The sequence below is a fragment of the Allobosea sp. NPDC003192 genome (genome assembly GCF_050275675.1).
GTDB lineage: Bacteria > Pseudomonadota > Alphaproteobacteria > Rhizobiales > Beijerinckiaceae > Allobosea.
This window is the reverse complement of the sequence record NZ_JBNNPK010000003.1, coordinates 144,739-164,646: the sequence shown is the minus strand read 5'-3', so window position 1 is coordinate 164,646 and position 19,908 is coordinate 144,739. Positions and strand designations below refer to the sequence as shown.

Here is a 19,908-nt window from a genome sequence, read left to right as displayed (position 1 = left end):
TGAGAGGGAGGAGATCCTGACATGAACGCCCATACCAAGCCCCAGAAGAACAGCGTCAAGGCCGCCCCGCAAAGCGTGACGACCGGCCCGATCATCGGTTCGCGCAAGATCTACGTCGCCGCGCCCGAGCATCCCGACATGCGCGTGCCGTTCCGCGAGGTCGTGCTGACGACCGATGCCGAGCCGCCGGTGCGCATCTACGATCCGTCCGGCCCCTATACCGAGACCGATGCCAAGATCGACCTCAATGCCGGGCTGCTGCAGCCGCGGCGCCGCTGGCTCGACGCCCGCGGCTTCGAGGTGGTCGGGGGCCGCGCCGTCACCGCTGCCGACAACGGCAACATCTCCGTCGAGCAGCTCGTGCCGGCCTGTCCCGCGCAGCGCCCGATCCTGCAGGCGAAGCCCGGCCAGATGACGACGCAATACGAGTTCGCCCGGGCCGGCATCGTCACCCCCGAGATGATCTACGTCGCCCATCGCGAGAACCTCGGCCGCGCAGCGATGCTGGAGGGCGCGAGGGAGCGCCATGCCGATGGCGAGAGCTTCGGCGCCTCGGTTCCTGAGTTCGTCACGCCGGAATTCGTCCGCGACGAGATCGCCCGCGGCCGCGCCATCATCCCCGCCAATATCAACCACCCCGAACTGGAGCCGATGGCGATCGGCCGCAATTTCCTGGTCAAGATCAACGCCAATATCGGCAATTCGGCCGTGACCTCCGGCGCGGCCGAGGAGGTCGAGAAGCTGGTCTGGGCGATCCGTTGGGGCGCCGACACGGTCATGGACCTCTCGACCGGCCGCAACATCCACAACATCCGCTCCTGGATTCTGCGCAATTCGCCGGTGCCGATCGGTACCGTGCCGATCTACCAGGCGCTGGAGAAGGTCGGCGGCGACCCGATCAAGCTCGACTGGGAGGTCTTCAAGGACACCCTCATCGAGCAGGCCGAGCAGGGCGTCGACTATTTCACCATCCATGCCGGCGTCAGGCTTCCCTATGTCCCGCTCACTGCATCGCGGGTCACCGGCATCGTCTCGCGCGGCGGCTCGATCATGGCGCGCTGGTGCCTGGCGCATCACAAGGAGAGCTTCCTCTACGAGCGCTTCGACGAGATCTGCGAGATCATGCGGCGCTATGACGTCTCGTTCTCGCTCGGCGACGGCCTGCGCCCGGGCTCGATCGCCGATGCCAATGACCGCGCCCAGTTCGCCGAGCTGGAGACGCTGGGCGAGCTCACCAAGATCGCCTGGAACAAGGGTTGCCAGGTGATGATCGAGGGCCCCGGCCATGTGCCGATGCACAAGATCAAGGAGAACATGGACAAGCAGCTGCGCGAATGCGGCGAAGCCCCGTTCTACACATTGGGACCGCTGACCACCGACATCGCGCCGGGCTACGACCACATCACCTCCGGCATCGGCGCGGCAATGATCGGCTGGTTCGGCTGCGCCATGCTCTGCTATGTCACGCCGAAGGAGCATCTCGGCCTGCCCGATCGCGACGACGTCAAGACCGGCGTCATCACCTACCGCATCGCCGCCCATGCCGCCGACCTCGCCAAGGGCCACCCGGCGGCAAAGCTCAGGGACGATGCGCTCTCCCGCGCCCGCTTCGACTTCCGCTGGGAGGACCAGTTCAACCTGGCGCTCGATCCGGACACGGCCCGTGCCTTCCATGACGAGACGCTGCCGAAGGACGCCCACAAGGTCGCGCATTTCTGCTCGATGTGCGGGCCCAAATTCTGCTCGATGAAGATCACCCAGGACCTGCGCGCCGAAGTGCAGGCGATGGGCGACAATGAGCGGGCGGCGCTCGAAGCAATGGCCCTCGATCAAGCGGCAGCGAAGATCGAGCAACAAAGAATCCAGGGCATGGCGGAGAAGTCGCAGGAGTTCCTCAAGAAGGGCGGCAATCTCTATCTGCCGGCAGCCGAATGAGCGAAATTTTGACCATGGACCAGCTCGATGCGACGCGCGTCGCCGCCGTTCTTGCGCGCGTGGCGGAGGTTCGCCCGCGGGTGCAATGCCTGACCAACACGGTGGCGCAGAACATCACCGCCAACATGCTGCTCGCCTTCGGCGCGGTCCCCTCCATGGCGATCCATGTCGACGAGGTCGCGGCGATGGCGGAGGGCGCCGGCGCGATCCTGATCAATATCGGCACGATCAACGCCGAGAGCGAGCTCGCCATCCCCAAGCTGCTGGAGGTGGCGCGCGATCGCGGCAAGCCGGTCGTCTTCGATCCGGTCTTCGTCGAGCTTTCGCCCTTGCGCCGGCATATCGCCGGGCAGGTGCTGCGCCTGCCCGATATCCTGGTGCGCGGCAACGCCACCGAGATGGCGGCGCTCTCCTTCGATCTTGCCGCGGCTGAGGGTGTCACCCGCGTCACCACCGGCAAGGTCGACCGGATTGCGAGCGGGTCGGCGAGCTTCGCTGTCGCGCACGGCCATCCGCTGATGACGAGGGTCACCGGCATCGGCTGCGCCGCCGGCGCGCTGATCGCGGCCTGCTGCGCCGTCGAGGCCGACAAGGCGGTCGCGGCGGCGGCGGCCTTGACCGCCTATGGCATTGCCGGCGAAATCGCGGCCGAGCGGTGCCGCGGCCCGGGCAGTTTCGAAGTCGAGCTGATCGACGCGGTCGCGGCGATGGATGCGGCGACGCTCGCCGCCAGAATGGAAGCGCGCAAGTGACCGTCGACATCACCCTTTACGGCATCGTCGATCCGCAGATCGCCAATGGCCGCTCCATGGCCGACATGGCGCGCGCCGCGGTCGAGGGCGGCGCGACGCTGATCCAACTCAGGGCCAAGACCGAGACGACGCGCGAGATGGTGCGCGAAGCCCGCGCCATCCGCTCGGCTCTGCACGGCACCAATGTGCCGCTCTTGATCAACGATCGCGTCGACGTCGCGCTCGCTTCCGGCGCCGACGGCGTCCATCTCGGCGCCGACGACATGAAGCTCGTCGATGCACGCCGCCTGCTCGGCCCGCGCGCCATCATCGGCGCGACGCTGAAGCATGAGAGCGAATTGCCAGAGCTGGCCTCCACGAAGATCGACTATGCCTGCATCGGTGGCGTCTTCCCGACCGCGCACAAGGACAATGCCGGCGCGGCGCTCGGCGTCGACGGGTTCGCCGCCTTGCGCCAGGCGGCGGCACGCGCACTCGGCGCTCTGCCGGTCGGCGCCATCGCCGGCATCACCGCTGCCAATGCCGGCCAGGTCATCGCGGCCGGCGCCGACGGCATCGCGGTGATCGGTGCGCTCTTCGGCAGCGACGATATCCGCGAAGCGGCGCGTGACCTTCGGCTCGCGCTTGAGACCGCGCTGTCGCGGCGCGGTGCCGAGAGCGCCTGATCAGGGCTTAAGATACATGTCCCAGCAGGGCGCCAGCACGACCTTGCTGCGGTTCTCCAATGCCTTGGCGAAGTGCTGGAAAATCGCCGCGCGGATCGAGGTCAGCGGACATTTCGGTGCCAGGATCGCATCGGTCTGGCGCAGGCTCTCGAGCATCTGGGTCTCCAGCCTCGGGTTGCTGCGCGTCGGGTCGATGCCGATCGGAACGTGACGAGGCGGCCGGCGGTCGAGCAGGCGGTTCATGATGTCGACGAAGTCGAGCGTGAAGACGCCGTTGAGCTCACGCCTGTTGGCCTGCTCCCAGGCCCTGATCGCCAGGATGCCCTGCTCGACCTCGAGCAGCCAGATCGCGTGGTGGTCGATCTCCGAATAGAGCATCAGCGAGGGCTGCTGCCCCGTAGCGGCGAGATCGGCATAGGCCGGCTGATGCCGGGCGTAATGCTGCAGCATGATCGGGGCGCGCTCGGCGATCTCGTCCTTGACGCTCACCCGTCCGAGCTTGCCGACATCGTCGACGTCGAGCTGAAAATAGGTCGGCGCTCCGAATGCGGCGCGGGCGCTGCGCTCGATAAAGTTCACGGCCGAGGGGGCCGCGACGATACAGATCAGCAGCAATACGGCTGGCCGCAGGCTGTCGTCGCGCCGGCGCCAGGCGAGCAGCAGCGCGAGCAGGATCGGCCAGAGCCCGATGAATTCGAGACTGCCGGTGTTCTGGGTCTCGAAGAAGGTCAGCGCCACCAAGGCAACGGTGAGCCAGCCGCCCGGCGAGACGGCGAATGCCGCCAGACTGGACAGCGTGCCGGCCGGCCTTGTCTGCCAGGCCACATAGGCGAGCAGTCCTACGAGGGCGAGCGTCGGCGCGATCACCTCGAACTTGAACGAGGCAACCGTGAGGAAGCGTGGCAGCAGCGCACCCGTGTTGAGCTTGAGCAGGATCAGGATGTCGTCGAGATAGGCCCGCGCCAGCCCGCCGGTCGCAAGATCGATGACGGCGAGCGTGCCGACCGCAGCGGCGGCGGCGAGGCAGGCGTCGCGCAGACGCATCCGGCCGGTGAGCACGGCATAGCCGACCAGCATCGCACCGGCGACAGCCCCGGTGACCTTGACCAGGAACAGCGTCAGCATCAGCGCCGCGACGAGCCAGGTCATCAGCGCCCGTTCCCGCGCGAACATGAGCGTGGCGATCAGCACATAGAGCAGCAGTGCGACATGCCGGTTGTAGTGGCCATAGCCGTCGAAGCCCGGCAGCGGATAGACCTCGTGCAGGTTGATCGGCAGCGAGGCGAAGAGCAGGAAGGGCAGCAGCAGCGCCAGCGCGAGCCCGCGCGAATGCCGTCCGACATGAAAGACGAGGATCGCCAGCAGCGGCAGCGCGATCGGCAGCAGGCCCCAGTTCGCGGTCAGCAGCGGATGAGCGGTCGGGAACAGCCGGTCGAGGCCGGCGACGAGATAATAGCCGAGCGGGCCAACCGGCGCGAAGAAGTCGATGTTCGGGACCTGGCCCTCGCGGATGCGCTGGGCGGCGTCCAGATAGACCGCCGTGTCCCAGTAGTACGAGCCGAGCGGCAGGCGCAACGGCAGCAGCAGGCCGGCGAGGACGAAGGCGAGGAAGGCTGCGAGCCAGATCACCGGGCTGGCCCAGGGCCGCGCGATGGCGAGCATCTTCGCGGATCCCGCAGCGGCCGGCTGGTCCGTGCTCACGCTCATGGTCCGTTCCGTCCTCACGTGCGGCGAGATAGCAGAAGAATCTTACCGCGCCCCTTCCCGACAAGATGAAAAGCGGGTTTACCCCGATTGGACCGCCCAGTTTCCGGTGCCTTGTGAGATCATTCCAATGGCGAGTTGGCCCACTCAACCTCTGACCGCCTTGCTGCTAGGAGCGGCCCTTGCTGCGACCGCGGGCGCTTCTGCGCAGGCACGGGAGCGCGGCCTGGCCGATGCCGTTGGCTATGTGCACGGCAAGATCGTCACGTGCTGGACCGTGCCGCCCGCTGCGGCCAAGCTCGACGCTGTCGTGCGCGTGCAAGTCCGGCTGAAGCGCGATGGCAGGCTGGCTGACGATCCGGTCGTGCTGAATCCCCGCCCTGGGGAACCGGCGTTTGCGCTACTGGCCGAAAGTGCTCGCCGGGCGGTCATCCGCTGTGCCCCCTATGACGGGCTGAAGCGCCATGACGCGCTCTATCGGCGCTGGCGCGAGATCACCGTGAATTTTCGGCTACCCTTCACGCGATGAAGGCGTTCACCCTTCGATCTCGGCGAAGCGCCTCGGCAGGGCGAAGCCGTGACCGAGCGGGTCATCCGCCTCGATGACGAAGCTGCCTTCGCCGGCGAGATAGCCGCGTCCGCCGACCTCGACCGTGACCGCGTCCGCAGCCGGAAAGTCGACCGGTGCGATCACCTTGCCGGTGAAGGTGCCGCCGGTGATGCTGCGGATCCTGCGGCTCTGGCCGACGGGGATCAGCCCCTTCGCATGGTCGAGCGCCATCCGGGCGGTGACGCCCGAGCCGGTCGGCGAGCGGTCGATCTGGCGCTCGGCGAAGACGCAGAGATTGAAGCTGTCCTCGCCCGGACCCGCCTCGTCGGTGACGATCGTGCCATAGAGGAAGCCGAGATCGGGCTCGGTGGGATGCTTGATCGTGACGCCCGCCCGGACCTTGTCGGTCAGCGCGCCCGCCGCCGCGACGATCTCCTCGACCGGCGTCTGCATCAGGTCGAGACCGAAGCGGGATGCCGGCAGGATGCAGTAATAGGCGCCGCCATAGGCGATGTCGGTGATCACCTGGCCATGACCAGGCACCTCCACGGAAAGGTCGCGTGCCTCGACGAAGGCCGGCACGCTCTCGAAGCTGACATTGCCGACCTTGTTGCCCTCGACTTCGCAGGCGAGGCGCACCAGCCCGCAGGGCGCCTCGATGGCGAAAAGGGTGACCGGTGCGGTCGCCTCGACCAGCCCCTGCTCGATCGCATAGCGACCGAGCGCGATGGTCGCGTGGCCGCACATGGTCGAGTAGCCCTCATTGTGCGTGAACAGCACGCCGAAGGCCGCCTCGGGATGGCTCGCCGCCACCGGGATGACGCCATACATGCCGTCATGCCCGCGCGGCTCCAGCATCATCGCGCGACGTAGGTGATCGTGCTGTTCCCGAGCCTGCCGGCGCTTGCCGAGGATGCCGGCGCCAGTCAACTCCGGGTACCCCCCGGTGACGATGCGCACCGGTTCGCCGCAGGTGTGGTAGTCGATATAGCTCAGGCGCATGGGTCGTCGTCCGTCAGTCATGGGCTGAAGGCGGCTCGAGCCGGGGTGGATTGCAGCCCCTTTGGGCGCAGTTTTCAGCCGCCACCACGACGGCAAAGCTGAGAGCAGCAGCGCAGAGTTCGTTCGGCAGGTTCCTCAGCACTTCGCCGAGACCGCCATTTCGCCAGAGCGACGCGAGGAAGGCCCCCATGAAGCTGTCGCCTGCACCGATCGTATCGACGACGTCCTGCGCGAGGGCAGGGAATACCATGGGTTCACGGCGGAACGGCAGGAGATAGCCGCCTTTTTCGCCGTCGGTGACCAGCAGCAACCGGTCCCCATGGGCAAGCCAGCGCGCAAAGGCGTAGCCGAACTCTGCGCCGTGAAGAACTTGCGCATCATCCGCGCTGCATTTCAGCAGATCGCACAGGGCGGCCCGCTCCTCGACGGCGCGGCGCGCCTCCGGAAGCGCCGGCAGCACGGCCGGCCTGATATTGAAATCATAGCTGACGCTGAGCCCGGCCTCGCGTGCACGCCGCATCAGCACCAGCGCCGCCTCGCCGGACGCGCCGAGCGTCGCGCCGAAGGAGGTGACGTGCAGATGCGCGAAATCGTCGAGATCCGCCGGCGCGGGGGGCGCCGTATCGAACGCCGTGCCGTTCAATGAGAAACGGTAGGTCGCGACACCGTCTGCGTCGAGAGAGGCCGTGGCGGAGGGTGTCGGTGCATAGCAGACTCCGACGAAGCGTTGGTCGATGCCCTCCTCTGCCAAGCGCTGCAGGAAAGATTGGCCGAGCGTGTCTCGCGAGAGGCTGACATTATAGGCCACCGGCGCGCCGCAGCGAGCCAGCGCCAGTGCAGTGTTGAAGCCGGAGCCGCCGAGCACTGCCTCGCGCTCGTGCCCGGCAGCGCCGGGCACGATATCGACGAGCGCCTCGCCATAGACGAGGACGCCCTTGCCTGTCACAGCAGCCCGCGCTTGGCGAGGTTGCGCATCAGATGCGAGGCGCCGAAGCGCCAGGGCTCGCATTCGTCGGTGCGGCGCATACGGTTGACCAGCGCTCCGAGTTCGGGCGCCGAGATGGTGACGATGTCGCCGTATTTGTGGGTGAAGCCGCCGCCTGGCGCGTCGCGATCCTTGATCGGCGCGAACATGGTGCCGAGATAGAGCACCGCCCCGTCGGGATACTGGTGGTGCGGACCGATCATCTGCGCGGCGAGATCGGCCGGGTCGCGGCTGATCCTGGCGATCGAGGACGAGCCTTCGAGCGTGAAGCCGTCCTCACCTGCGACGGTCAGGCTCACCGTCGTCTTGCGAACATGGTCGAGCGAGAAATCGCCGTCGAAGAAGCGGATGAACGGGCCGATCGCGGCGGCGGCATTGTTGTCCTTGGCCTTGCCGAGCAGCAGCGCCGAGCGCCCCTCGACATCGCGCAGATTGACGTCGTTGCCGAGGCTGGCGCCGACGATGCGTCCGTCCGAGGCGACGACCAGCACGATCTCCGGCTCGGGATTGTTCCAGCTCGAGGCCGGGTGCAGGCCGGCATCGGCGCCGGTGCCGACCGCCGACATCGGCGGCGCCTTGGTGAAAATCTCGGCGTCCGGCCCGATGCCGACCTCGAGATACTGGCTCCAGCTGTTCTGGGCGATCAGCACCTCCTTCAGCTTCATCGCTTCGGGCGAGCCCGGCTTCAGCTTGGAAAGGTCGTCGCCGATGAGCTTGCCGATCTCGGTACGGATCGCGGCAGCCGCCGCCGGGTTGCCGCGCGCCTTCTCCTCGATGACGCGCTCCAGCATCGAGACGGCAAAGGTGACTCCGGCTGCCTTGACCGCCTGCAGGTCGACCGGGGCGAGCAGCCAGGGCTTGCCGTCATTGCGGCTGGCGGCCGAGCTGTTGGCGAGGAGGTCGGCAAGCGAACCCAGATTCTCGCCATTCGCGGCGCGCAACGCTGCCGCCGGATCGGCGGTCTCGCAGAGGTCGCGCATCGTCGGGAAGGTCGCGGTGACGTCGATCACCGTATCGCCCTGCAGCTTGACCACTGACGGCCCGGCAAGGTCCGGCCGCCAGACGCGCCCGGCCAGCGCGGCGCGGTCGGCATCGGCCGGCAGGGTGTTGGCGGGCGTGAGCGAGAGCGAGGGCATGGCTGATCCGGGCTGTGTGCAGTGTACAAGATGGTCGCGAAGAACAGCCGCTTCTGCGGGAAATCGCAAGTGCGCCGATGCGCGTCCACAGCGGGACGGAAATGTCATCGTTTTGTCATTGAACTGTCGCCCCGGCTTCATGCTAGCTTGCGCACCAACGACAAGAACGCCCGCGCATACCGGGGGCTTAGAGGGAGCTGATCATGACCTTCAAATTGAAGACCCTGACCGCCGTCGGCGCGTTTGCGCTGGCCGCCGCTTCGCCGGCTCTGGCGCAGACTGAAATCCAGTGGTGGCACGCCATGACCGGCGCCAACAACGACGTCGTCGTCAAACTGGCCGAGGAGTTCAACGCCTCGCAGAAGGACTACAAGGTCGTCGTCGCCTATAAGGGGTCCTATCCCGACACGCTGAACGCCGGTATCGCCGCCTTCCGCGCCGGCAATGCCCCGCACATCATGCAGGTCTTCGAGGTCGGCACCGCGACCATGATGTCGGCCAAGGGTGCGATCAAGCCGGTCGCCGACGTGATGAAGGATGCCGGCGAGAAGTTCGACCCGAAGAGCTATCTGCCGGCGATCACCGGCTACTATTCGACGACGAAGGGCGAGATGCTGTCCTTCCCGTTCAACTCGTCCTCGATGGTGATGTGGTACAACAAGGACGCGCTGAAGAAGGCCGGCCTGCCGGAAGCGCCGCCGAAGACCTGGCCGGACGTGTTCGAAGCCGCCAAGAAGCTGAAGGCAGCCGGCTGGGACAAGTGCGGCTTCTCGACCGCCTGGACCACCTGGGCGAACATCGAGCAGCTTGGCGCCTGGCATAACGTGCCCGTCGGCACCAAGGCCAACGGCTTCGACGGCTTCGATACCGAGTTCCGCATCAACAGCGATCTCTTCGTCAAGCACCTGACCAACCTCGCCAACCTGCAGAAGGAGGGCGTGTTCTCCTATTCCGGCCGCACCAACACCGGCGAGGGCCGCTTCACCTCGGGCGAATGCCCGCTGTTCCTGACCTCCTCGGCCTTCTTCGGCAACGTCAAGGCCAACGCCAAGTTCGACTGGTCGAACGCGCCGATGCCGTATTATCCGGATGTCGCCGGCGCACCGCAGAACTCGATCATCGGTGGCGCCTCGCTCTGGGTCATGGGCGGCAAGAAGGCCGACGAGTACAAGGGCGTCGCCAAGTTCTTCACCTTCCTCTCCGACGTCGACCGGCAGGTGAAGCTGCACACCGAGTCCGGCTATCTGCCGATCACCAAGGCGGCCTATGAGAAGGTCAAGGCCTCGGGCTTCTACAAGCAGAACCCCTATCTCGAGACGCCGCTGCTCGAGCTCAACAACAAGGAGCCGACCGACAACTCCCGCGGCGTCCGCTTCGGCGGCCTGGTCCAGATCCGCGACATCTGGTCGGAGGAGATCGAGGCGGCCCTGAACGGCCAGAAGACGCCGAAGGCGGCGCTCGACGCGGCCAATGACCGTGGCAACCAGGCGCTGCGCCAGTTCGAGCGCACCGCGGCCCGCTGATCGACCACCATGTGCATGTCATCCCGGACGTAGCGAAGCGGAGATCCGGGATCCATTCCTGAACCGTTCCGGAATGGATCCCGGGTCTCCCTTCGGTCGCCCGGGACGACCAGCGCGAACCAGGTTGCCGGATGCAGAAATACGCTCACTTCAAGGGGCTGACGATCCCGCTGCTGCTGCTCCTGCCGCAGCTCACGATCACGGTCGTCTTCTTCTACTGGCCAGCGAGCCAGGCGGTCTGGCAGAGCTTCCTGCTGCAGGACGCTTTCGGCATCTCGACCGAGTTCGTCTGGTTCGAGAACTATCGCGACCTGTTCGCCAAGCCCGAATATTACAAGGCGCTGATCAACACCGGCATCTTCTCGGTCTTCGTCGCGCTGCTATCGCTCTCGCTGGCGCTGCTCTTCGCGGTCATGGCGGATCGGGCCATCCGCGGCGCCGAGATCTACAAGACCCTGCTGATCTGGCCCTATGCCGTCGCGCCCGCCATTGCCGGCGTGCTCTGGATCTTCATGTTCGATCCTTCCCTCGGCATGCTCGCCCGCGGTTTGCAGTCGCTGGGCGTCGCTTGGAATCCGCGCCTCAACGGCAATGACGCGATGACGCTGGTCATCCTCGCCGCGACCTGGAAGCAGATCTCCTACAACTTCCTGTTCTTCCTCGCCGGCCTGCAGTCGATCCCCAAGAGCGTGATCGAGGCGGCGGTGATCGACGGCGCCCGGCCGATGCGGCGCTTCTGGACCATCGTCTTTCCGCTGCTCTCGCCGACCACCTTCTTCCTGCTCGTCGTCAACCTCGTCTACGTCTTCTTCGACACTTTCGGCATCATCGATACCGTCAGCGGCGGCGGCCCCTCGGGCGCGACCGAGACGCTGGTCTACAAGGTCTATTCGGACGGCAAGGGCGGCACCAATCTCGGCGGCTCGGCGGCCCAGTCGGTGATCCTGCTCGCCATGGTCATCGCCATGACCGCCTTCCAGTTCCGCTTCATCGAGCGGAAGGTGAACTACTGATGCGGTGGAGCCGTCGCCTTGGCGTCGCGGCGCTCGCGGGCTTCTGCCTCGTGCCAACCCTGGCGTCGGCGCAGGGCCGGATGATCGATGCCTGGAAGGGCGTGGTGCTGAATTGCGGCCCGGGTACGGAGCTGGCCTGGGCCGATCGCATCTGCAAGCTGCTGATCGGCGAGATGCGCAAGCAGGCCGAGGCCGCGAAGATCGCCTTCGTCGCGGTGCCGACCCCCTCCGACGATGTGACGCTCGACCGTCGCGCCTCCGAGGAGGGGCTCGACATCTTCAGCATCATCCATGTCCGCTTCGGCATCTCGCAGCCGACGGGCAGCCTGAAGAACCGCGATCTCACTCTCGTCCTGCGGTCCTTGAGCGCCGGCTCGCTGTTCGAGATGCGCAAGGACGGGCCCTACAAGGTACTGAGCTATACGCCGATGATCTCGATCAACGAGGGCGAAGCCGCCGCGCGGGCGCCCTGGGTGGCGCAGACGCTTGCCGAGCTCTTCTTTCTCCCGATGCTGAAGGCGCGGCAATGACCTCGGTGCTCTGGCAGGATCTCACCGCCGAGGAATTGCGCGAGAAGGCGGCCCGCGATGCCGTCGTCGTGCTGCCGGTTGCCTCGATGGAGCAGCACGGCCCGCATCTGCCCGTCGGCGTGGATACCATCTTGTGCGGCGGCGTCTGCAGGCTCGCCGCAGAGCGCACTGAGGGCGTCGAGGTCGTCGTCGCGCCGACGCTGTGGTGCGGCATGGCCGAGCATCACATGGCCTTCGGCGGCACCTTCACCTTCGACATCCCGACCTATCGCGCCGTGCTGCTGGCGCTGCTGAAAAGCCTGGAGCGCCACGGCTTCCACCGTGTCCTCATCGTCAACGGCCATGGCGGCAACATCGCCGCGCTCGCCGCCTTGCTGCCGGACTTCGCCCGCGAGACTTCGCTCCAGATCCGCGCCACCACCTATTTCCTGCTGGCGCAGGAGGCGATGGCGCCCTTCATGGACGACCAGGTCAGCGTGCTGCACGCCTGCGAGGTCGAGACCTCTATGATGATGGTGCTGGCGCCGGAGACAGTCAGGCAGGATCGCTTGCCGGAAGCGTTCGGCATGCTGGGAGCCGATCTCACCGCCCTGACCCGCCCGACCGTCGGCCAGTACAAGCCCTTCCGCGAGATGACGCAGACCGGCGTGATCGGCGACGCCCGCAATGCGACGGCGGAGAAGGGCCAGGCCTTCCTCGATGCGGCGGCGGATGCGCTGGCGAAGCTTCTGAGCGACCGCGGAGGACAGGGCTGATGGCGAGCGTGCTCTGGCAGGAACTGACGGCGGAAGAGCTGCGCGCCCGCGCCGCGGCCGACGCCATCGTCATCCTGCCTGTCGGCTCGATGGAGCAGCACGGCCCGCATCTCCCAACCGGGGTCGACACGATCCTGTGCGGCGCAGTCTGCAAGGCGGCGGCTGAGCGGGTGGGCGGGGAAGCGGTCGTGGTCGCGCCCACCGTCTGGTGCGGCATGGCCGAGCATCACATGGCCTTCGGCGGCACCTTCACCCTCGATATTCCGACCTATCGGGCGGTGCTGCTCGCTTTGCTGAAGAGCTTTGAGCGTCAAGGCTTCCATCGTGTCGTCATCGTCAACGGTCATGGCGGCAATATCGCAGCGCTCAATGCCTTCTTGCCGGATTTCGCCCGCGAAACCAGTTTGCGGGTTCTTGCCGTCAGTTATCCCGACTTCGCCAAGAGGACGGTCGCGGCGCTGCTCCAGGACCAGCCGGGGATGTTGCATGCCTGTGAGGTTGAGACCTCGATGATGATGGCGGTGGCGCCGGACCTCGTCCGCACCGACCGGCTGAGCGAGGCGCATGACGGCGAAACGGCCGAGACGCGCCGGCAGGGCCGCAGGACGATCGCGCGCTACCGGTCGTTCAAGGAAAAGTGCCCGGGCGGTGTCTGGGGTGATGCTCGGCGAGCGACCGGTGAAAAGGGCGAGGCGATCGTCGAAGCCATCGTCGTGGCCATGGCGTTGCGGCTGGCGGATCGAGATGCGGAGATCTGGCACTGATGGTCGAGGACCGCCGCCTGGGCGATGCGATCGCCTATATCATCCTGACGATCGGGGTGCTCATCTGCGCCTTTCCCGTCTGGCTGACCTTCGTCGCCTCGACCTGGGACAATGCCACCATCATCAACGGGCAGTTGCCGCTCTATCCCGGGCCGCACTTCCTGGACAATTACTACCGCATCCTCTTCGTCGGCACCTCCGGCTCGACCCGCGAGCCGGTGGCGAGCATGATGCTGAACTCCTTCGTGATGGCGATGACGATTGCTATCGGAAAGATCTTCATCTCGGTGCTCTCGGCCTACGCCATCGTCTACTATCGCTTCCCGTTCCGGATGGCGGCGTTCTGGATCATCTTCGTCACGCTGATGCTGCCGGTCGAGGTCCGCATCTTCCCGACCTTCAAGATCGTCTCCGACCTCGGCATGCTCGACAGCTATCAGGGCCTGGCCGTGCCGCTGATCGCCTCGGCCACCGGCACGCTGCTGTTCCGGCAGTTCTTCATGACCATTCCGGACGAACTGCTGGAGGCGTCGAAGATCGACGGCGCCGGCCCGTTCAAGTTCTTCAAGGACACGGTGCTGCCGCTCTCGCTGACGACGATCGCGGCGCTGTTCGTCATCCAGTTCATCTATGGCTGGAACCAGTATCTCTGGCCGCTGCTGATCACGACCAAGGACTCGATGCAGACCATCGTGATCGGCATCCGCAAGATGATCACCACCTCCGACGCCTTGACCGAATGGCAGCTCGCCATGGCCACCGCCATGCTCGCCATGCTGCCCCCGGTCTTCGTCGTCATCGCCATGCAGAGGCTCTTCGTGAAGGGCCTCGTCGAGACAGAGAAGTAGCCCGCCAATGGCTCAGGTCACGCTCAACAACGTCAAGAAGATCTATGCCGGCGGCGTCGAGGCGGTGAAGGGCGTCTCCTTCGACATCCCCGATGGCGGCTTCTGCGTCCTCGTCGGCCCCTCCGGCTGCGGCAAGTCGACCCTGCTGCGCATGGTCGCCGGGCTCGAGACGATCTCGGGCGGCGAGGTCGCGATCGGCAGCCGCGTCGTCAACCAGGTCGAGCCGGCCGACCGCGACATCGCCATGGTCTTCCAGAACTACGCGCTCTATCCGCATATGAGCGTCTACGACAACATGGCCTATGGCCTGCGCAATCGCGGCACGCCCAAGGACGAGATCGAGAAGCGCGTCGCCGAGGCCGCGCGCATCCTCGCCATCGAGCCCTTCCTGCAGCGCCGCCCACGCCAGCTCTCCGGCGGCCAGCGCCAGCGCGTCGCCATGGGCCGCGCCATCGTGCGCAAGCCCCAGGTCTTCCTGTTCGACGAGCCCCTCTCCAATCTCGACGCCAAACTGCGCGTGCAGATGCGCGTCGAGATCAAGAAGCTGCAGCGAGCCCTCGGCGTCACCGCGATCTACGTCACCCACGACCAGGTCGAGGCGATGACGCTCTCCGACAAGCTGGTGGTGATGAATGGCGGTCAGGTCGAGCAGATCGGCGTGCCGGCCGAGGTCTATCGCAAGCCGGCGAGCCGCTTCGTCGCGACCTTCATCGGCTCGCCGCCGATGAACCTGCTGCCGGCCAAGGTCGACGGACACGGCATCATCGCGCTCGGCGAGGCCCTGCTGCAGGCGCGCGATCTGCGCGAGGATCTGCCCGCTGGCACGGCGGTCGAGGTCGGCCTTAGGCCCGAGGATATCGAGGTCGCCTCGGAAGGCGCGGCCGGCTCGCTGCCCTTCGACGTCGAGTTCATCGAGGAACTCGGCGCGACCCAGCTCTTCCACGGCCAGCTCGCGGCTAAGCCCTTCGTCATGCAGGCGGCGACGGGAGAAGTCGCGGCGCAGCCCGGCCGGCTCTGGATCTCGGTCGATCCCGACAAGGTCCACGTCTTCGACGCGGAGAGCGGGGTTCGGCTGGGGAAGGTTTGAGCGCGGGAGCCGCAACGTAGAACCCCTCTCCTGGAAGGAGAGGGGCAGGGGTGAGGTGTTCGGACTGGAAACGTTGGCCTGAACCCAACCGCGCGGTCGGGCCTCGCGGAACTGGTCACAGGGCCTACACCTCACCCTACCCTCTCCTTACCGGAGAGGGTTCCCCGCGTTCATCTCGTCAATGACGGCAGCCTGACTCAGCTCACCGGCGCGTATTTCACCACGCAGCCATAGGCCTTGGTCGCCGGCTCCGAGACCGCCTTGCCGGCCTTGAGCTCGGCCACCGCCTGGCGGACATAGCTCTTGGCGCCGGTCAGGCTCGAGGCGCTCGACGAGGGCTTGTCGTCGATCGCCCCGGCATAGGCGAGCGTGCCCTTGGGATCGATGATGTACATATGCGGCGTCGTCTGGGCACCATAGGCGCGGGCGAGCTGGCTCTTCGGGTCGAGCAGGATCGAGGCCGGCGCGGCGTCGCGCGTCTTGCTCAGCTCCTTGGCCTTGGCCGCGTCGACATGGCCCTGCTCGCCGACGGGCGAGGAGATCACCGAGAGCCAGACGATGCCGTCCCTGGCCATGTCCTTCTGCAGGGTCTGCATCGTCGCGCTGTTGTAGTGCTTCCGGACATAGGGGCAGTCATGGTTGGTCCATTCGAGGACCACCGTCTTGCCGGCATAATCCGAGAGCTTCTGCAGCTTGCCGTCGACATCGACGACGGAAAAATCGGGGGCTTTCGCGCCGGGCTTCGCCGCGCTCTGGGCGAAGGCGGCACCGGAGGCGAGCGCCAGTGCGGTGGCGGCGAGGCCGGCGATGAAAAGCTGTCTGGTCACGTCTGTCATATCTGTCTCCATTGGTCGGTGGCAGAGGGGTGGCGTGGGCAGTGCTCAGTTATCGTGCGGTAGCGGTCTTCACCTCTTTGCCGGCGGCGCGCTGTGCGGCGCTGACCACCGTCTCGGGCGTCAGCAATTGCGGCAGCACCTCGGCCTGCGCGCCCTTCGTACCCGGATAGAACAAATAGAGCGGCACGCCGGCGCGGCCGTATTCGGCCAGCGTCGCGGCGATCACCGCATCGCGATTGGTCCAGTCGGCCTTGAGATAGGCGACGCCGAGCTTGGCGAAGGCGTCCTTCACCTCCTGCCGCGACAGCGCGACCCGGTCATTGGCGAGGCAGGTGATGCACCAGGCGGCAGTGAAGTTGACGAAGACCGGCTTGCCCTGCGCCTGCAGTTCCGCGACCCGCGCCGGCGACCACACGCCCGGCGCATCCGTGCCGGCCTGCGCGGTCGGCTGCGGCGACGGCGTCGCGCTCTCGATCACGAAGGCCGACGCAGCGCCGACGAGCAGGACGGCGGCCGCAGCCGCGACGGCACGCAGGCCCCGGCCGCTGCCGCGCGTGACACCGATCAGCCAGAGCGCGAAGCCGGCGATCAGGATAGCGACCAGCGCGGCGAGCGCACCGTCGGCCCCGGCCTGCATGGTCGCGACCCAGATCAGCCAGATCGCGGTGGCGAACATCGGGAAGGCGAAGGCCTGCTTCAGCACGAGCATCCAGCGGCCGGGCTTGGGCAGCAGCCGCAGCAGCCCCGGCGCGAAGGAGAGCGCGACCACGGGCGCGGCGAAGCCGAGCGCCAGCGCCATGAAGATCGATAGCGCCGCGGCCGGCGGCTGCGTCAGCGCGTAGCCCATCGCCGCGCCCATGAACGGAGCGGTGCAGGGTGTCGCGACGACGACGGCGAGCGCGCCGGTCATGAAGGCGCCGACCGGGCCGCTGCGGCTGGCGAGCCCGTCGCCGACCCCCTGCAGCTTGCCGCCAATCTCGAAGGCGCCGATCAGGTTGAAGCCGATCAGCGTCATCAGCACGGCGAGCAGGATGACCAGCGGCGGCGATTGCAATTGGAAGCCCCAACCGGCGCCGAGTGCGATCACAGCTGCGGCCAGCACGAAGAAGGTCGCGAGCACGCCGGCGAGGAAGAGCAGGCCCTGCTGGCGGACCTCGCTCCGGCTCGCCTGCGCCACCTGGGCGAAACCGAGCGCCTTGATGAACAGCACCGGCAGCACGCAGGGCATCAGATTGAGGATCAAACCGCCGGCAAAGGCGAAGGCCAGCGCCAGAAGGAGCGTCAGATCCTCGGCCGGGGGCGGCGGCAAAGTCACCTTCGCAGGCGCCTGCGCCGGGGCAGCCGCAGCCTGCAGCAGGGCGGGCTCGACCTCGGCGCTGAGCGCGAGCGCGCGCTTGTTGCCGCCTTCCTCGAAGGTGATGACTCCGTCGGTCGTCGGCGTGCCCACCTTGAAGGCGGTCGAGCGGGTGAGGGTGAGCTCGCCGTTCGCGACCGGCTGCTCGGCCGCGTGCTCGATCAGCGTGTCCAGCACAGGGAAGAAGTGAATATTGCTGGCGCCGGCCGGCAGGCCGGGCAAGGTGAGCGCGAGCTTGTCGTCGCCCTTCGCCGTCAGCTTGGCGGTGAAGCCCGCGGGCTTCGGCAGGGCGGCGCGGGCCTCATCGATGCGCGCCTCCGCAGCAGTGTCGACAGTGCCGGCCGCCGCGACCGGCAGATCGAGCGTGAAGGCGCCCTCTTCGGGGATGCAGATCTTTTCGCAGACGAGCCAGGTCGCCTTGGCCGAGAGCGTCAGCGTCTCGCCCGGCTTGGCATTGGCCGGGACCGAGATCTCGACCGGCAGAACGACATTGTCCTCGAAGCCGAAATTGACGAGCGGTTCGACCCGGATCGCCTTCGGCGCGGGCCACTGGATCGCGCCGGCACTGACGCCCTCCGGCAGCGTCCAGTCGATCTTCGTCGCCTCGCCGGAATCGCCGGGGTTCTGCCAGTAGCTGTGCCAGCCCGGCGCGAGCTTCTGGGTCAGGGCGACATGGAAGCGCTCGCCTGGCGCGACGGCATCGCGGCTCGACAGCAAGGTGGCGGTGACGCGCGGCGAGGTCACGGCGACGGATTCCGCCGCGAGCAGCGGCGCGGGCGCCAGCAGGGCCAGCGCCAATGAGGCACGCTGCAACAGCCGGTGTGTGGTCCGGCGCGAAAGGCTTGTCGCGGTCATGTCGATCAGATGCCTGCTTCCGCCGCGAAAAGCCAATGACAAGCGGGTGAGGGCGGCGCGAGGTCGCAGGTCAGGTGGTGCGGCCGACCTCGCGCGCGACGTCCGAGAACGGCCGCATCCCGCTGTCAGCGCGGGTGGCGATCGACAGGAAGCGGGCCGAGAAGGCGAGAGAGTCACGCTGGCTCGGGCTGAGCTGCTCGCAGCGCTGCCTGTCGGAGAGCCCGGTCCGCTCAGCCTCTGCCAGCGCAGCCTTTAGCTGCGCCTCGCTGAGGGCGCCCGATTCCACCAGTGAGCGCAGTACTGCGGTGAAGGCCAGCAGCATGCCTTCGAGTTGGAGATTGGCGACATTCATCTCGTCCTCCCGACGCTGATCGATCGGGCAGTCGGACGGCCACCGGACAAGCCGCGCCGGGGGCCGCATTTCGGCGCCCGGCACATCTTGGCATGGTCTGCCGGCCGCGGCGACCGGCTTGTCGGATCAGGCCGCCTGCGGCTGCTCGGCCGGCGGCAGATAGGCGCCCTGGAAGGTCGTCATCACATGCGCGACCATCTCGCGGGCAATGTGGAGCTGGTCGTCCTCGAAGGCGATCGCCCGCGGCGAGTTGAGCACGATCTCGTAGCTCGGGAAGTAGTCGACATAGTCGAAGCGGCGGAACAATTCCTCGGCCACGGCGCGCAACAGCGATTTCGAAGCGCTATTGGCGACGATCACGTCGGCATCCTTGAAGGTCGCGCCGAACGGCACCGGCGAGACCGTGACGACGAAGCGCATCTCTGGATTGCAGTGCTCGCGGATCAACCCGATGATGTCGAGCATGTCGGCCAGCGTCGCGTCATAGCCGTAGTCGACGAAGCGGAAGCGCTCCGGCATGCGCTGCAGCCAGCTCGGCCCGGGATGGGCGTTCATGGCGATGCCGGTTTCCGCATCGAGCCAGGTCTCCGTCAGGCCGAGCGTGAAAAAGCAGATCTTCGCCTGCTTGATCGTCGCCGTCGCCTCGGTGAGCCGCTTGCGATTGGCGAAGGCGGTGTCGCGGTCCAGCAGCTTGAGGCCGCTGGCATGCGGGTCGAACCATTGCCCGGGCGCGAGCTCGATCAGCCCGTCATTGGGGTAGCTCTCGCCGCGCAGCACGCGTTTCAGCTCATGCGTCATCGAGCGGACCGAGTACTTGTTCAGCGCGCCGCGGGAGAGCTGGCCGCGATCGGCGCCGCCGCCACGGCCGGTCTCCTCGTCCCAGCTCTCGAAATGCTCGGCCGGCACGCCATGGCCGCGCAGCAGCAGCGGCAGGCCGCGCATCATCAGGAGGTTCTCGACCTCGCGCGCGAAGCAGGAGCCCATGGTGAAGATCGGCCAGGTCGGGTCGATCTTGAATTTCGGCTTGTGCTGGACGGCGAGATAGTCGCCGGTCGTCAGCCGCTCCTTGGCCATCTTCTCGGGCTTGCCCGAGATCCAGCCACGCACGGGATTGCCGCGCATGATGGAAAGGGCCGTGCCTGCATCGTATTCGATCTTCATCGATCGTCTCCTGGTTCGTGCAAACCTCTCGGGCTCGACGCTGCGGACTTTAAAAAGCCGTATGGGTTCGCCGGGCGCTTACAGATGGCCCGGGGACCTCC

Annotated in this window: 19 protein-coding genes; 11 read left to right on the top strand and 8 right to left on the bottom strand. The window is 66.8% G+C overall.

Annotated elements, in window-relative coordinates:
• Window positions 1–21 precede the first annotated feature (21 nt).
• The 3 genes from thiC to thiE are packed head-to-tail and all read left to right on the top strand — an operon-like array spanning window position 22 to window position 3,352.
• The gene (gene thiC, locus ACQKLX_RS05945) at window positions 22–1,935 is read left to right on the top strand and encodes a phosphomethylpyrimidine synthase ThiC (RefSeq protein WP_427360357.1); all 1,914 of its coding nucleotides are present in this window, start codon (window positions 22–24) and stop codon (window positions 1,933–1,935) included.
• Window positions 1,932–2,687: a hydroxyethylthiazole kinase gene (locus tag ACQKLX_RS05940; RefSeq protein ID WP_427360355.1), complete on the top strand. Its 756-nt coding sequence runs from the start codon at window positions 1,932–1,934 to the stop codon at window positions 2,685–2,687. The genes thiC and ACQKLX_RS05940 overlap by 4 nt, the downstream gene beginning before the upstream one ends.
• Window positions 2,684–3,352: a thiamine phosphate synthase gene (thiE, locus tag ACQKLX_RS05935; RefSeq protein WP_427360353.1), complete on the top strand. Its 669-nt coding sequence runs from the start codon at window positions 2,684–2,686 to the stop codon at window positions 3,350–3,352. Before ACQKLX_RS05940 ends, thiE begins: the two co-directional genes overlap by 4 nt.
• On the opposite strand, the gene ACQKLX_RS05930 is transcribed toward thiE, so the two are convergent.
• Window positions 3,353–5,014, bottom strand: a complete 1,662-nt coding sequence (locus ACQKLX_RS05930; RefSeq protein ID WP_427360351.1) for a hypothetical protein — start codon at window positions 5,012–5,014, stop codon at window positions 3,353–3,355. It lies immediately after the preceding gene.
• Here ACQKLX_RS05930 and ACQKLX_RS05925 point away from each other — a divergent pair.
• The gene (locus ACQKLX_RS05925; RefSeq protein WP_427360349.1) at window positions 5,004–5,585 is read left to right on the top strand and encodes a cell envelope integrity TolA family protein; all 582 of its coding nucleotides are present in this window, start codon (window positions 5,004–5,006) and stop codon (window positions 5,583–5,585) included. The two genes, ACQKLX_RS05930 and ACQKLX_RS05925, sit on opposite strands and share 11 nt — an antisense overlap.
• 6 nt (window positions 5,586–5,591) lie before the next feature.
• Here ACQKLX_RS05925 and ACQKLX_RS05920 read toward each other — a convergent pair whose 3' ends face one another.
• The 3 genes from ACQKLX_RS05920 to ACQKLX_RS05910 are packed head-to-tail and all read right to left on the bottom strand — an operon-like array spanning window position 5,592 to window position 8,729.
• Window positions 5,592–6,608 (bottom strand): proline racemase family protein, encoded by a 1,017-nt coding sequence (locus ACQKLX_RS05920; protein ID WP_427360347.1) that lies wholly within the window; start codon window positions 6,606–6,608, stop codon window positions 5,592–5,594.
• Window positions 6,609–6,621: 13 nt separating this feature from the next.
• Complete coding sequence (locus ACQKLX_RS05915; RefSeq protein ID WP_427360345.1) at window positions 6,622–7,554, bottom strand: PfkB family carbohydrate kinase; 933 nt, start codon at window positions 7,552–7,554, stop codon at window positions 6,622–6,624.
• Window positions 7,551–8,729, bottom strand: coding sequence for a fumarylacetoacetate hydrolase family protein (locus ACQKLX_RS05910; protein WP_427360344.1), 1,179 nt, complete (start codon window positions 8,727–8,729; stop codon window positions 7,551–7,553). Before ACQKLX_RS05910 ends, ACQKLX_RS05915 begins: the two co-directional genes overlap by 4 nt.
• Window positions 8,730–8,932: 203 nt before the next feature.
• Between ACQKLX_RS05910 and ugpB the strand changes: the two genes are divergently transcribed.
• The 7 genes from ugpB (at window position 8,933) to ACQKLX_RS05875 (ending at window position 15,249) form a co-directional block, all read left to right on the top strand.
• Window positions 8,933–10,252: a sn-glycerol-3-phosphate ABC transporter substrate-binding protein UgpB gene (gene ugpB, locus ACQKLX_RS05905; protein ID WP_427360342.1), complete on the top strand. Its 1,320-nt coding sequence runs from the start codon at window positions 8,933–8,935 to the stop codon at window positions 10,250–10,252.
• A gap of 131 nt (window positions 10,253–10,383) precedes the next feature.
• A complete protein-coding gene (gene ugpA / locus ACQKLX_RS05900) occupies window positions 10,384–11,265 on the top strand; it encodes a sn-glycerol-3-phosphate ABC transporter permease UgpA (protein ID WP_291678593.1) in 882 nt (293 codons plus the stop codon).
• On the top strand, window positions 11,265–11,795 hold the full coding sequence (locus tag ACQKLX_RS05895) for a hypothetical protein (RefSeq protein ID WP_427360340.1): 531 nt from the start codon (window positions 11,265–11,267) through the stop codon (window positions 11,793–11,795). The genes ugpA and ACQKLX_RS05895 overlap by 1 nt, the downstream gene beginning before the upstream one ends.
• The gene (locus ACQKLX_RS05890; protein WP_427360339.1) at window positions 11,792–12,550 is read left to right on the top strand and encodes a creatininase family protein; all 759 of its coding nucleotides are present in this window, start codon (window positions 11,792–11,794) and stop codon (window positions 12,548–12,550) included. The genes ACQKLX_RS05895 and ACQKLX_RS05890 overlap by 4 nt, the downstream gene beginning before the upstream one ends.
• Window positions 12,550–13,314 carry a creatininase family protein gene (locus tag ACQKLX_RS05885; protein ID WP_427360338.1) on the top strand — a complete coding sequence of 255 codons (765 nt, stop codon included), beginning with the start codon at window positions 12,550–12,552 and terminating at the stop codon, window positions 13,312–13,314. Before ACQKLX_RS05890 ends, ACQKLX_RS05885 begins: the two co-directional genes overlap by 1 nt.
• The gene (gene ugpE / locus ACQKLX_RS05880) at window positions 13,314–14,162 is read left to right on the top strand and encodes a sn-glycerol-3-phosphate ABC transporter permease UgpE (protein ID WP_092158190.1); all 849 of its coding nucleotides are present in this window, start codon (window positions 13,314–13,316) and stop codon (window positions 14,160–14,162) included. The genes ACQKLX_RS05885 and ugpE overlap by 1 nt, the downstream gene beginning before the upstream one ends.
• A 7-nt stretch (window positions 14,163–14,169) precedes the next feature.
• Window positions 14,170–15,249 carry a sn-glycerol-3-phosphate import ATP-binding protein UgpC gene (locus ACQKLX_RS05875; RefSeq protein ID WP_427360337.1) on the top strand — a complete coding sequence of 360 codons (1,080 nt, stop codon included), beginning with the start codon at window positions 14,170–14,172 and terminating at the stop codon, window positions 15,247–15,249.
• A gap of 197 nt (window positions 15,250–15,446) precedes the next feature.
• On the opposite strand, the gene ACQKLX_RS05870 is transcribed toward ACQKLX_RS05875, so the two are convergent.
• From ACQKLX_RS05870 to ACQKLX_RS05855, 4 genes are all read right to left on the bottom strand, one after another.
• On the bottom strand, window positions 15,447–16,085 hold the full coding sequence (locus ACQKLX_RS05870; protein ID WP_427360336.1) for a thioredoxin family protein: 639 nt from the start codon (window positions 16,083–16,085) through the stop codon (window positions 15,447–15,449).
• Between the two features lie 49 nt (window positions 16,086–16,134).
• The gene (locus ACQKLX_RS05865; RefSeq protein WP_427360335.1) at window positions 16,135–18,294 is read right to left on the bottom strand and encodes a protein-disulfide reductase DsbD family protein; all 2,160 of its coding nucleotides are present in this window, start codon (window positions 18,292–18,294) and stop codon (window positions 16,135–16,137) included.
• A 70-nt stretch (window positions 18,295–18,364) separates the two neighbouring features.
• Window positions 18,365–18,646 (bottom strand): hypothetical protein, encoded by a 282-nt coding sequence (locus ACQKLX_RS05860; RefSeq protein ID WP_427360334.1) that lies wholly within the window; start codon window positions 18,644–18,646, stop codon window positions 18,365–18,367.
• A 126-nt stretch (window positions 18,647–18,772) separates the two neighbouring features.
• On the bottom strand, window positions 18,773–19,807 hold the full coding sequence (locus tag ACQKLX_RS05855) for a GSCFA domain-containing protein (protein WP_427360333.1): 1,035 nt from the start codon (window positions 19,805–19,807) through the stop codon (window positions 18,773–18,775).
• Between the last annotated feature and the right edge of the window lie 101 nt (window positions 19,808–19,908).